The following is a 12,432-nucleotide window of genomic DNA, read 5'->3' on the forward strand; positions in this document are numbered from 1 at the left end:
GGATAGCGCAGCTTGGGGGAGGGGCTGAGCGAGCCAAAGGCTCGCGTGCTCTTCGAGCGCGCACCCCTCACCCAATTCCGACGAAGTTCCTGCTTTGCAAAGGCAAAGTCTGCGCCACTCTTTCCACTCACAGAGGAGGGAGGGAGGAGAAAGCCGCGTTGAACGCCGGTCTGCCCTGAGCGCCTGCCTCGATTCCGCCCGGCGACGGCGCATCTGAAATTTTCGGATCGATACGGGGCATTGACTTGCGCGGCGAAACGCGGAATGACGTTGGTAACGTTACCAGATAAAACGGAACGAAGAGGGAGAGGTTCAAGATGATCACGGGATCGCATACCCGCAGCCTGCGTCAGCGCACTCTTGGCGCGGTCAGCGTCGCGGTACTCGCTGCCGCCACGGTCGCAGCACCGGCCTGGGCGCAGACGACGCCCGAGGTGGCGGCACAGGCCACTCCGGCGCAGGATGCGGCGGCTATTCCACCCAATCAGGCGGCCGAACCGAGCGAAGAGGTCAATAGCCGCGACATCATCGTCACGGGCTCGCGGATCACGACCGGCGGCTTCACCGCGCCGACCCCGACGACGGTGATCGGCGAGGAACAGATCGCCGCGAACGCGCAGCCCAACATCTTCACCACCGTCGCCCAGCTTCCCTCGTTGCAGGGCTCGACGGGGACCGCGACCAACACCTTCAGCACGTCGAGCGGGCAGCAGGGCCTCAGCTCCTTCTCGTTGCGTGGCGTGGGCGCGATCCGCACCCTGACCCTGCTCGACGGGCAGCGGGTGGTCGGCGCGAACGTCACCGGCGTGCCGGACATCAGCCTGTTCCCGCAGTTGCTGATCAAGCGGGTCGATGTGGTCAATGGCGGTGCCTCGGCCTCCTATGGATCGGATGCGGTCGGCGGCGTCGTCAACTTCATCACCGATACCCGGTTCAAGGGGATCAAGGGCAATATCCAGGGCGGCCTGACCACCTATGGCGATGACAAGCAGGTGCTCATCCAGCTGGCGGGCGGCACCAGCCTGTTGAACGATACGCTGCATGTGATCGCCAGCACCGAATATGCGCATGAGGAAGGCGTCGGCGGCGGCGATTTCGGCATCGGCCTGGCGGGCGGGCGCGACTGGTTCCGTCAGTCGACGCTGATCAACCGCAACGTCCTGAACGACGGGACGCCGCAATATCTGTTCCGCGACTATGCGCAGCCCTATAATTATACCAAGTACGGCCTCATCACCGCCGGGCCGCTTCAGGGCATCGCCTTCGACCAGTCGGGCAATCCGTTCCAGTTCCAATATGGTTCGGGCGGGGTGCCCGCGCGCGATGCGGCGGGCAATGTCCGGGGCTGTTTCCCCGGCTTCTGCCTGGGCGGCGACCTGTCGGGCAATGTCGATGCGGGGCGTTCGCTCCAGTCGAAGATCCAGCGGGTGAACAGCTATGGCCGGATCGGCTATGACTTCGCGCCCAATGGCGAGATTTATGGCACGATCAATATCGGCCAGGTGAAGACCAACAACCAGCCGGTCGGCGGCATGAACCGGCCGAACCTGACCATCCAGTGCGCCAATCCCTTCGTCCCCGCGCTGATCAAGACCGCTTGCGCGACCGCGGGCATCACCAACTTCCAATATGGCACCAGCAACGCGGCGCTGGGGAATACGCAGGTCTTCACCGATCGCCGCCAGTATCGCTTCGTCGCGGGCGCCAAGGGACGCGAGGCGGTGGCCGGGTCCGACTGGTCCTACGACATCTATTATGAGCACGGGACCAACTATACCGATGTCGATGTCAGCAACATCATGCTGTCGCGGCGCTTCAACCAGGCGATCAACGCGACCACGTTGAATGGCGCGATCGTCTGCGCCGATCCGACCGCGCGGGCCAATGGGTGCCAGCCGCTCAACATCTTCGGCGGCAACCCGTCCCAGGCGGCGCTCAACTATATCATCCCGCAGAACGGCCCGTTCCAGCGCACCCGCCAGACACAGGACGTGATCAGCCTCAACTTCTCGGGCTCGCCCTTCTCGTCCTGGGCGGGGCCGGTGTCGATCGCGTTCGGCGGCGAGTTCCGCCACGAATATTACCGCGTCCGCGCCGACCCTTACGGCGCGGGTTTCGCCAACAGCCCGGCCAATGGCGCCTATCCCGCGGACCCGGTCCTGCTGGCCGACGGCAACAACTGGTATGCCGGCAACTACAAGAATGGCGGCGGCGCGTATAGCGTGAAGGAGGCCTTTCTGGAGGCCGACCTGCCGATCATCAATTCGGAAGCCGGGGGCCGTGCCAATATCAACGGCGCGGTGCGCGTCACCGATTACAGCACCTCGGGCACCGTCTGGGCGTGGAAGATCGGCGGGACCTGGGACCTGCCGGTCGATGGCCTGCGCATTCGCGGCGTGACCTCACGCGACGTCCGTGCGCCCAATCTGTCGGAACTGTTCGCCGCGCCCGTCACGACGACGCTGCCGGGCTTTTTCGATCCGTTCAACAACGTCAACGTGCTGGCGCTTCAGAACACGATCGGCAACGTCAACCTGACCCCCGAAATCGCGCGCAACACCACGCTGGGCATCGCCTTCTCCAACTCGCAGGCGATCCCGGGGCTGAGCCTGTCGGTCGATTACTATAAGATCAAGATCACCGACGTCATCTCCAGCCTGGGCGCGCAGGACATCGTCAACCTGTGCTTCCTGAACATCGCGCCCGAGACCTGCGGCGTGTTCAACCTGAACAACCCCAACGGCCCCAACTTCATCAACGTCCAGTCGTTCAACCTGGCCTCGATCCTGACCGACGGCTTCGATATCGAGGCAAGCTATCGCTGGCGCAATCCGCTGGGCCTGCCGGGCAGCCTGACGCTGCGCGCGCTGGCGACCAATATCCGGCGGTTCATCACGGATACGGGCCTGCCCAATACGATCCCCAACGACACGGCGGGCGTCAATATCGGCAGCACGCCCAAGTGGAAGTGGCTGGCGGTGCAGACCTATGCCACCGACAACTGGTCGCTGCTGCTCCAGGAACGCTGGTTCAGCGACGGCAAGCTGGGCAATCAATATATCGAGTGCACCACGGGTTGTCCGGCCTCGACCGCCAACCGCCCGACAATCGACAATAATTTCATCCCTGGCGCCTTCTATTTCGACGTGGGCGGCACCTATAACGTGACCAAGGCGGTCACCGCCTATTTCAAGGTCGACAATGTGTTCAATCGCGATCCGGCGCGGTCGCCCTTCTTCGTGAACCCGGCGCTCTATGACGTGCTCGGTCGCGTGTACCGGGCGGGCGTGCGGTTCAACTTCTGAGGGGGGATGTGATGAGAACGGCGCGGATTATCGGGGCGGCGCTGGCGGCCGCCCTGCCGGTGGCGGTCATGGCGGCGGATGCGCCGCCCGCCGCGCCGGGATCGAACCCGATCATCCGGGACAAGTTCACGGCGGACCCTGCGCCTTTGGTCGTGGGGGACCGGCTGTACCTCTATGTCGGCCATGACGAGGCGCAGCGGGACGAGATGTTCAACATGAAGGAGTGGCTGGTCTATTCCACCACCGACATGCGGACCTGGACCCCGCACGGGCCGATCATGAACGTGCGCGATTTCAAATGGGCCAAGAAGGACGCCTGGGCCAGCCAGACCATCTACAGCCACGGCAAATACTGGTTCTACGCCGCGGTCGAGCATGACGACAGCCATCCGGGCAAGGCGATCGCGGTCGCCGTCTCCGACACGCCGACCGGCCCGTTCGTCGATGCCAAGGGATCGGCGCTCATCACCAACCAGATGACGCCCAAGGGCACGCATAGCTGGGAGGATATCGACCCGACCGTCATGACCGATGACGACGGGACGACCTGGATATCCTGGGGCAACCGGCAATGCTATATCGCCAAGCTGAAGCCCAACATGATCGAGATCGACGGCCCGATCATCGAGATCACCCCGCCGCATTTCGAGGAGGGGCCCTGGCTGCACAAGCGGGGCAAGCTCTATTACCTCACCTATGCCTCGCTCGACCGGACGACGCAGCGGGACGAGCATATCTCCTATGCCACCGCACCGTCGCCGAGGGGGCCTTGGACCTATCGCGGGTTGCTGACGGGGTCGGGCAAGTACAGCTTCACCATCCATCCGGGCATCGCGGAGTTCAAGGGCAAGTCCTATCTGTTCCTGCACAACGCGAATCTGGCGATCGGCGACCAGAGCGGAGCGATCGGGCGACGCGCGGTGACGGTCGAGCGGCTATACTATAATCCCGACGGCACGATGAAGCCGGTCGTTCAGACCGCCGCCGGCGTGACGGCATCGGTGCGATAGAGCGGGTGAATCCATCCTTTCCATACCTCCCAGGCGGACGCCGGGGCGGTCCGGTCGCAATCGTCACGCCATCGGTCCGCGGACCATTGCTCCCCTGCAAGGGGAGGGGGACCATGCGGAGCATGGTGAAGGGGTGTCACGGGCCGCGAGGAACGTCTTCCGTATCCGAGCGTGACACCCCTCCGTCAGGCCTTCGGCCTGCCACCTCCCCTTGCAGGGGAGGAATAGGGGAATGTCTACCCCCGTTAAGATCGCGGCGGAGCGGTGGAGTCGCGTTCGATCAGCGCATGCTCAAGGACCATGACGCGCGGCTTGCCATCGACCTTCGGGGCGGCGCCGCGGATATCCTGGATCAGCATGTGGAGCGCCGCCGTCGCCAAGGCGCGGACGGGCTGGTGGATGGTGGTCAGCGGCGGCCACAGCGTCGTCGCGGCGGTGCTGTCGTCGAACCCGGCCACGGTCAGGTCGCCCGGCACGTCAAGATGACGGCGATGCGCGACCGAGACCACGGCGGCGGCCATATCGTCGTTGCTGGCGAAGATCGCGGTGGGCGGTCGCTCGCTCCCCAGCAGTTCCTCCCCTGCTTGCAGGCCCGAGGCATAGCTATAGTCGCCCTGGACGATCTGGGTCTCCAGACCCTCTTCCTCCGCGACCGCGCGCCGGAACCCCGCCAGACGCTCGATACTGGCGGTCTGGTCCGGATTGCCATGGACGAAGCCGATGCGGCGATGGCCGAGCCCGATCAGGTGGCGGGTCATGTCATAGGCGGCGCGGTCATTGTCGATCCAGACGCAGACGGCATCGGGCGCGACGCCGCCGACGACCGCCACGGGCAGTCCGGCCTCGCGGATGATCTCGCGCACGAAGCTCGATTCGCCCAGCGGCGGCGCCAGGATCAGCCCGGCGATACGCTGCGCGATCAGCCCCTGGATCGCCTCGCGCGTCGGCGGGCGGCCCTGTTCGCCCTTCAGCAGGAAGAGTTGCGCCGCGCGGGTCGAGGCTTCCTCGAATACGCCGACCAGCAATTCGCTCATGAAGGCGGCGCTGGGGTTGGAATAAATGACGCCGATCCGGATCTCGCGCGAGGTCACGAGACTGCGCGCCATCAGATTGGGCGTGTAGTTCAACTGCGCGATCACCTCGCGGACATGGGCGCGCACCTCGTCGCGCACGCCCGCATCGCCGTTGATGACCCGCGACACGGTCATGGGCGAGACACCGGCCTGTTTGGCCACGTCGATGATCGTCACGCCGCGCGGGCGTCCTTTGCTACGCGTCAAGGGCATCCTGTCCTGTCGTCGGCGCATTCGCCGCGCCGAAGCTTGCGGATAGCGGGGCGACGGGATCGGGTGAAGGGGGCATGGATGACAAGGATGACGCCGGGATGTCGGGCATGAAGCGCTTTCCCTATATCCGTTGGACGATCATCGGCCTGTTCGTCGCCGCGATGGTCATCAACTATCTGACGCGCAGCATCCTGGGCGTCGCCGCCCCCGCGATCATGGCCGAGCAGCATATCTCGTCCGCGCAATATAGCTGGATCACCGGCGCGTTTCAGTTCGGCATCATGTTCCAGCCGGTGGCGGGCTATCTGCTCGACCTGTTCGGCCTGAAATTCGGGTTCAGCCTGTTCGTCGCGGTCTGGTCGCTGATCACGCTGGGCCATGGTTTCGCCAATGGCTGGCTGGGCTTCGCCGGGCTTCGCGGCGCGCTGGGGCTGGTCGAGGGATCGGCGCAACCGGCGGGGATGAAGGTCGTCGCCGAATGGTTTCCGGCGCGCGAGCGCGGCGTGGCGGGCGGCATCTATCAGATAGGCGCGTCGTTCGGTGCGGTCTTCGCGCCGCCACTGGTCGCCTGGGCGGTGTTCCATCATAGCTGGCGTGCGGCGTTCTTCGTCGCGGGCGGGCTGGGCCTGCTGTGGGTCGTGGCGTGGCTGTTCTGGTATGCGCCACCCACGCGGCACCGCTCGCTGTCGACGGACGAGCGCGACCTGATCGTCGGAGGGCAGGAGGCCTCGCTCGCCAAGCATCGCCGTCGTCCGCCTTTGGGTGAGTTGCTCCGCCGCCGGAACCTGTGGGCGATCGCGGCGGCACGGTTCCTGGCCGATCCGGTCTGGGGGATGCTGTCACTGTGGATGCCGCTCTATCTCGTCCAGGCGCGGCATTTCGATCTGACCCAGATTGCGCTGTTCGCCTGGCTGCCCTTTCTGGCCGCCGATCTGGGGTGCCTGTTCGGGCCCGCCGTGGTCGCCTTCCTGCAACGGCGCGGGATCAACCTGATCGACGCGCGGCGCGGCGCCTTCACGCTCGGCGCGGTGCTGATGACCGGCATGATGTTCGTCGGCAGCGTGAACAGCCCGGTCGCGGCCGTCGCGCTCCTGTGCCTGGGCGGTTTCGCGCACCAGACCCTGTCGGTGACCGTCATCACCCTGTGCTCCGACCTGTTCCCGCAGGATCAGGTGGCGACCGCGACCGGCGTGTCGGGGACGGCGGCCAATCTGGGCGTGCTTCTCTTCACCCTGACGCTCGGCTCGCTGGTCGATCAGGTCGGCTATCAGCCCTTCTTCATCTTGCTCGGCCTGCTCGATCTGGCAGGCGCGGCGCTCCTCTGGACCTTGGTGCGAAAACCCGCATGACCCCGATCAATCCGATTTTGCGCGGCTTCAACCCCGACCCCTCGATCGTGCGCGTGGGCGAGGACTATTATATCGCGACCTCGACCTTCGAATGGTATCCGGGCGTCCAGATCCATCACAGCCGCGATCTGGTGAACTGGACTTTGGTCGCGCGCCCGCTGAACCGGGCCGGCCAGCTCGACATGCGGGGCAATCCCGATGGCTGCGGCGTCTGGGCACCCGATCTGAGTTACAAGGATGGGCGCTTTCACCTGATCTTCACCGACGTGAAGCGCTATGGCCGCACCACGGTCGACGGGGCGAAGGGCGCCTCGTTGCGCGACTTCCACAATTACTGGGTATCGTGCGACCGGATCGACGGCGAATGGACCGACGCCGTGCATCTGAACAGCAGCGGCTTCGACCCGGCGCTGTTCCACGACGATGACGGGCGAAGCTGGCTGCTCAACATGCTGTGGGACCATCGCCCGGACCGCAAGCGCTTCGCCGGAATCGTCATCCAGCAGATGGACCTGTCGAGCGGTCGGTTGCTGGGCGAGCGTCGGCTTATCTTCGCGGGCACCGAACTGGGCTTCACCGAGGGGCCGCATCTCTACAAGCGCGACGGCTGGTATCATCTGCTCGTGGCGGAGGGCGGGACCGAGCGGGGCCATGCCGTGGTGATGGCCCGCGCGCGCACCCTGTTCGGACCCTATGAGGTCCACCCGGACGGCCCCGTCCTGACCGCGCGCCATGATCCCGCCGCGTTGCTGCAACGCACGGGCCATGGCGATCTGATCGAAACGCCGGAGGGCGAGACGTGGATGGCCTATCTGTGCGGCCGTCCGCTACCCGGCAGCGATCGCTGCGTGCTGGGGCGCGAGACCGCGATCCGGCGGATGCGCTGGGATGCGGATGGCTGGCTGCGCTGTGCCGAGCCCGAGGCCGACGTCGGAGCCTTCGCGCCGGTGGACGAATGCGACAGGTTCGACGGGCCGATATTGCCGCCTGCCTTCCAGTGGCTCCGCACGCCCGAACCCGATCGCCTCTTCAGCCTGACCGAGCGGCCCGGTCATTTGCGGCTCTATGGACGCGATACGATCGGCAGTCATTTCGAGCAGGCGCTGGTGGCGCGGCGGCCGACCGCGTTTCGCTATGACGCCACCACGCTCGTCGCGTTCGAGCCCGAGCATTTCCAGCAGGCGGCGGGGCTCGTCTGCTACTATAACAGCACTAAATATCATTACCTCCACATCACCGCCGGGGATGAGGGCCAGAAGCTGATCCAGCTTCTGTCCGTCCTGCCGACGGGCGAGGGGCAGAGCCTGATCACGCCGCCGCTGGCCGCGCCTGCCGGGCCGGTCGAACTTCGTGCCTCGGTCGACCATGAGACGCTCCGCTTCGCGTTCCGGGCGGAGGGCGCGGAGGACTGGCATTGGCTGCCCGGGACATGCGATGCCAGCCTGTTGTCGGACGAGGCGACGCTGGCGGGCCTGCCCAATTTCACGGGAACGTTCGTCGGCATGGCGTGTCAGGATATGGCCGGGACGGGCCACCCCGCCGACTTCCGCTATTTCCGCTATCGGGAAGAATGATGGGGGACGGCATCGTCGCGATGGGTGGCGAACCTGCGACAGTCGCTTTAGGCTGACCGGAAATCCGGGCGAATGGGGGAGAGTGAAGCGATGGGCAGGACAGGTTTCGCGCGCATCATGGCCGGCATGATACTGACCCTGGCTACCCCATGTTTCGCTCAGGACGCACCTCCCTCGCCAGTTCCGCTACTCGTCGCCGCCGACCTGCGCGAAGGCACCGACCTGTCGGGGCCGTGGCATTATTCGATCGATCCGTTCCGCTCGGGCATTTCGGGCTTTCACGGTGGCATGCCCGATACGGGGCAGCAGCGCTGGCGCGACGTCGATGTCCGTGCGGCGATGGCCAAGGACAGCCGGGTCCTTTACGAATTCGACCTCGCTCATTCGCCGCTGGCGTCCTTGCCGTCCGCTTGGCTGACCCATGCGCCGGAACTCCGCCACTATGACGGGCTGATGTGGTATCAGCGGACCTTCGCCGCGCCCGAGACGCGAAAGGGCCGTTATTTCCTCCGCTTCGGCGCGGCCAATTACGCGACCATCGTCTATCTGAACGGCAAGGAGATCGGCCGGCACGAGGGCGGCTTCACCCCCTTCGCCTTCGAGGTGACGCGAGCCCTGCGCGACGGTCAGAACCAGATCACCGTCGGCGTCGATTCCCAGGCCAACGAGGCGACCGTCCCGCCGCCCGTCACCGACTGGGAAAATTATGGCGGTATCACCCGCCCGGTCCGGCTGATCGCGACGCCCGATACCTATGTCGACGATGCCTGGGTGCGGTTGACCCGCGACGGGCGGATGGCGGTGGACGTGCATCTCGACGGTCCGCAGGCCGCCAATCGCTCGGTCCGTCTGAAGATCGCCGAACTCGGACTGGACCGGGCAGGGACGACCGATGCCCATGGCGACTGGCGCGCGACCATGGCTGCCCCGCGCGCCCTGATCCGCTGGTCGCCCGAAAACCCCAAGCTCTATGACGTCGCCGTTACGTCCGGCGAGGATCGGTGGCACGACCGGATCGGTTTCCGCAAGATCGAGCGGCGCGGGGCGGATATCCTGCTCAACGGCAAGCCGATCTTCCTGCGCGGCATTTCGATGCATGAGGAGGAACTGGGCGTCGATCCCACCCGCGCGATCACCCCGGCGGCGTCCCGCGCGCTGCTCAGCGAGATCAAGGATGGGCTGCACGGCAATTTCGTCCGCCTGGCCCATTATCCGCATTCCGACGTCACCGTGCGGATGGCCGACGAACTGGGGCTGATCGTATGGAGCGAGGTGCCCGTCTATTGGCGCGTGGCCTGGTCCAATCCCGATACGCTGACCCGCGCGCGGACCATGCTCGCCGAGAATATCCTGCGCGACCGCAACCGTGCCTCTGTGGCGATCTGGAGCGTCGCCAACGAAACCCCCGTGACCGACGCGCGCAACAGCTTCCTGCGCACGCTGGTCGCCGATGTCCGCCGTCTGGACGATACGCGGCTGGTCAGCGCGGCGTTGCTGGTCGAGCGGGGGCAGGGGGCGGACCACCCGGTCATGACCCTGGCCGATCCGCTGGCCGAGGTGCTCGATGTCATGGCGATCAACACCTATAATGGCTGGTATTCGCAGGATCGCCTGTCCGATCTGGGGCGCAGCGAATGGCATGTTCCGGCGGACAAGCCCCTGATCTGCTCCGAATTCGGCGCGGATGCGCGGGCGGGCTTCCACGATCCCGCCAACAAGCAGAAATTCTCCGAGGAGTTCCAGGCCGACTACTACCGCGCGACGCTGAGCATGGCCGATCACGTGCCGACGCTGCGTGGCATGTCGCCCTGGATCCTGAAGGACTTTCGCTCGCCCCGCCGCCAGAACCCCGATTTCCAGCAGGGCTGGAACCGCAAGGGCCTGATCTCCGAAACCGGGCAGCGCAAGGAGGCCTTCGATGTGCTGGGCGACTATTACGCGCGCAAGGCATCGTCTCGATAGGCGGTGTTTCGATCCGTTGAACCCATAACCTATGTCACGGCGTTGAGCCCGCCATGACCCAGGAAGACGAAAAATGGATGCGCATGGCGATCGCGGTGGCGCGGTCGAAAGGCTCCGATCCCTCGACCTCGCCGCTCGGCTCGGTGATCGTGCTGGACGGCCGCGTCATCGCCGCCGAGCGTAACCAGACGCACGAACTGCCCGACGCCACCGCCCATGCCGAGATGATGGCGATCCGGCGAGGCTGCGAAGGAGAGGGGGCGTTGGAGCTGCGCGGCGCGACGCTTTATTCGACGCTCCAGCCCTGCGGCATGTGCACCATGGCGTCGATCTGGTCGAAGGTGGGGCGCGTCGTGTACGGTGCTGGCCGCGATGACGTGCATCCGATGTATTTCGAGGCAAAGCATGTCGACACGCTGGGCTTCATCGCCGACGCCTATCGCGACGACATCGTGATCGAGGGCGGATGCCTGCGGGCGGAATGCGCCGGGCTTTACTACCCGCCGGACGCCGACCTGCCCGTCGAGGAACAGGCGAACCTGTAATCCCCGAAATACCCCTTGCGCCCGCCGCCCCGCTTCCCCTAAGGGCAACCCCCTGTCGGGGAGTGGCGCAGTCTGGTAGCGCGCCTGCTTTGGGAGCAGGATGTCGCAGGTTCGAATCCTGTCTCCCCGACCATCCGCAGCTCAGTCTCTGATTTCACGTCCCCTATCTGGTGATTGGGGACCGTTGTACCATTGGGGTGGCGTCCGCCTCGGCACGGCGCCAAGACCGATAGCCGATCTCGCCCCGCTCCCCCCGCGCCATGCGCCAGCGGAGCAGCGGATGGAGGTCGAGCGGCAGTAACAACGCCTCATGCGCCCAATATTCGAACATCCGCCGCTGGCGCTTCGGCCCCCACGCATCGCCCTCAAGCAGCGCGCGGTCATACCCGCCGAGCCGGGCGAACGCGGGCAGATAATGCGCGCGTGTCAGCACGTTGACGCTGTCGAGCTGGAATAGGTTGAGCCGGTCGGCGGTGCTGCGCAGGTGGCGAACGGTCGGGCTGACGGGGTGCGGGCGACCAAAGCCCTGCGCTGCCAGGGCGATCCGACGGGCTTCGCGGAGAGAAAAGCTCATGATGGAGGAAAAGACCGGTAATCCGGTGGCGTCAGTCCCGCGCGCTGGCAGCATCCGGTTCGGCTGAGATGGGAACCTGCCATGCATGGCGTTTCCAGGAAGCGTCTGCCATGCTCATCCGGAATGTCGCCATGGGGGGAAGCATTGAAGATCGGAGTAATTGCCGACGCACATGGAAATCTGGCCGCGCTGGAGGCCGTCCGCGACGCCATAACGACCGCTGCGCCCGACTTGGTCGTCAATCTGGGCGACCTTGTCTCCGGCCCGTTCGACCCCGCCGGGAGCGCCGAGCTTCAGATGCTTTCGGGCTATCTCACCATTGCGGGCAATCACGAGCGCCAGTTGCAGGACGACAGCCAAGGGGCCTTCGACGTTCTGGCGCGACCGCTCCTCACGCAGGAGCATTGGGCATGGATCGAAGGCCTGCCCGCCACGCTCACCCTGTGTGACGGGGATGTCTTCGCCTGCCATGGCAGCCCGGCCGGAGGGGACCTGGAATATCTGCTCGAAGACGTGACCTCCGGCTGCGCCACGCTGGACGCCGATGCCGCCATCCGGCCGCGTTTGAAGGGGATTGGGTCGGCCAGTCTGGTGCTGTGCGGGCATACGCATACGCCGCGCATGGTGGCGGTCGACGGCGTGTTGATCGTCAACCCCGGCAGTGTCGGGATGCCGTGCTACCGTGATCGGGGCGCGATCCCGCGCGTCATGGAGGCGGGTAGCCCGCTCGCGCGTTATGCCATCGTCGAACGCCGGAGAGCGGGGTGGTGGGCCGAACTGCACGGCATACCCTATGACTATGAGGTCGCGGCGCGCCAGGCGGAGGC

Annotated in this window: 9 protein-coding genes and 1 tRNA gene; 8 read left to right on the plus strand and 2 right to left on the minus strand. The window is 65.7% G+C overall.

The features are described from left to right. Window positions 1-317: 317 nt before the first annotated feature. Window positions 318-3,305, plus strand: coding sequence for a TonB-dependent receptor (locus OXQ33_RS03350; RefSeq protein ID WP_267433262.1), 2,988 nt, complete (start codon window positions 318-320; stop codon window positions 3,303-3,305). Between the two features lie 11 nt (window positions 3,306-3,316). Then, a complete protein-coding gene (locus tag OXQ33_RS03355) occupies window positions 3,317-4,315 on the plus strand; it encodes a glycoside hydrolase family 43 protein (RefSeq protein ID WP_267433263.1) in 999 nt (332 codons plus the stop codon). 245 nt (window positions 4,316-4,560) lie between these two features. Here OXQ33_RS03355 and OXQ33_RS03360 read toward each other — a convergent pair whose 3' ends face one another. Continuing rightward, entirely contained in the window at window positions 4,561-5,601 is a 1,041-nt protein-coding gene (locus OXQ33_RS03360; protein ID WP_267433264.1) for a LacI family DNA-binding transcriptional regulator, read from the minus strand. 74 nt (window positions 5,602-5,675) lie between these two features. On the opposite strand from OXQ33_RS03360, the gene OXQ33_RS03365 reads away from it, so the two are divergent. From OXQ33_RS03365 to OXQ33_RS03385, 5 genes are all read left to right on the plus strand, one after another. Next, complete coding sequence (locus OXQ33_RS03365; RefSeq protein ID WP_267433265.1) at window positions 5,676-6,950, plus strand: MFS transporter; 1,275 nt, start codon at window positions 5,676-5,678, stop codon at window positions 6,948-6,950. After that, window positions 6,947-8,524, plus strand: coding sequence for a glycoside hydrolase family 43 protein (locus OXQ33_RS03370; protein WP_267433266.1), 1,578 nt, complete (start codon window positions 6,947-6,949; stop codon window positions 8,522-8,524). The genes OXQ33_RS03365 and OXQ33_RS03370 overlap by 4 nt, the downstream gene beginning before the upstream one ends. Before the next feature lie 117 nt (window positions 8,525-8,641). After that, window positions 8,642-10,486, plus strand: coding sequence for a glycoside hydrolase family 2 TIM barrel-domain containing protein (locus tag OXQ33_RS03375; RefSeq protein ID WP_267433267.1), 1,845 nt, complete (start codon window positions 8,642-8,644; stop codon window positions 10,484-10,486). Window positions 10,487-10,539: 53 nt separating this feature from the next. After that, window positions 10,540-11,031: a nucleoside deaminase gene (locus OXQ33_RS03380; RefSeq protein ID WP_267433268.1), complete on the plus strand. Its 492-nt coding sequence runs from the start codon at window positions 10,540-10,542 to the stop codon at window positions 11,029-11,031. Window positions 11,032-11,087: 56 nt separating this feature from the next. After that, window positions 11,088-11,164, plus strand: a tRNA-Pro gene (locus OXQ33_RS03385). A gap of 30 nt (window positions 11,165-11,194) precedes the next feature. Here OXQ33_RS03385 and OXQ33_RS03390 read toward each other — a convergent pair. Further along, a complete protein-coding gene (locus tag OXQ33_RS03390) occupies window positions 11,195-11,605 on the minus strand; it encodes a crosslink repair DNA glycosylase YcaQ family protein (RefSeq protein WP_267433269.1) in 411 nt (136 codons plus the stop codon). A gap of 144 nt (window positions 11,606-11,749) precedes the next feature. On the opposite strand from OXQ33_RS03390, the gene OXQ33_RS03395 reads away from it, so the two are divergent. Continuing rightward, a partial coding sequence (locus OXQ33_RS03395) for a metallophosphoesterase family protein (RefSeq protein ID WP_267433270.1) occupies window positions 11,750-12,432 on the plus strand: 683 nt, incomplete at its 3' end.

It is taken from the genome of Sphingomonas sp. GM_Shp_1 (assembly GCF_026540895.1).
Classification (GTDB): domain Bacteria; phylum Pseudomonadota; class Alphaproteobacteria; order Sphingomonadales; family Sphingomonadaceae; genus Sphingomonas.

What these genes read in the sequence shown, in the direction of transcription:
- OXQ33_RS03350 (WP_267433262.1), top strand. Translation starts at nt 318, where the DNA reads ATGATCACGGGATCGCATACCCGCAGCCTGCGTCAGCGCACTCTTGGC.
- OXQ33_RS03355 (WP_267433263.1), top strand. Translation starts at nt 3,317, where the DNA reads ATGAGAACGGCGCGGATTATCGGGGCGGCGCTGGCGGCCGCCCTGCCG.
- OXQ33_RS03360 (WP_267433264.1), bottom strand. Translation starts at nt 5,601, where the DNA reads ATGCCCTTGACGCGTAGCAAAGGACGCCCGCGCGGCGTGACGATCATC.
- OXQ33_RS03365 (WP_267433265.1), top strand. Translation starts at nt 5,676, where the DNA reads ATGGATGACAAGGATGACGCCGGGATGTCGGGCATGAAGCGCTTTCCC.
- OXQ33_RS03370 (WP_267433266.1), top strand. Translation starts at nt 6,947, where the DNA reads ATGACCCCGATCAATCCGATTTTGCGCGGCTTCAACCCCGACCCCTCG.
- OXQ33_RS03375 (WP_267433267.1), top strand. Translation starts at nt 8,642, where the DNA reads ATGGCCGGCATGATACTGACCCTGGCTACCCCATGTTTCGCTCAGGAC.
- OXQ33_RS03380 (WP_267433268.1), top strand. Translation starts at nt 10,540, where the DNA reads ATGACCCAGGAAGACGAAAAATGGATGCGCATGGCGATCGCGGTGGCG.
- OXQ33_RS03390 (WP_267433269.1), bottom strand. Translation starts at nt 11,605, where the DNA reads ATGAGCTTTTCTCTCCGCGAAGCCCGTCGGATCGCCCTGGCAGCGCAG.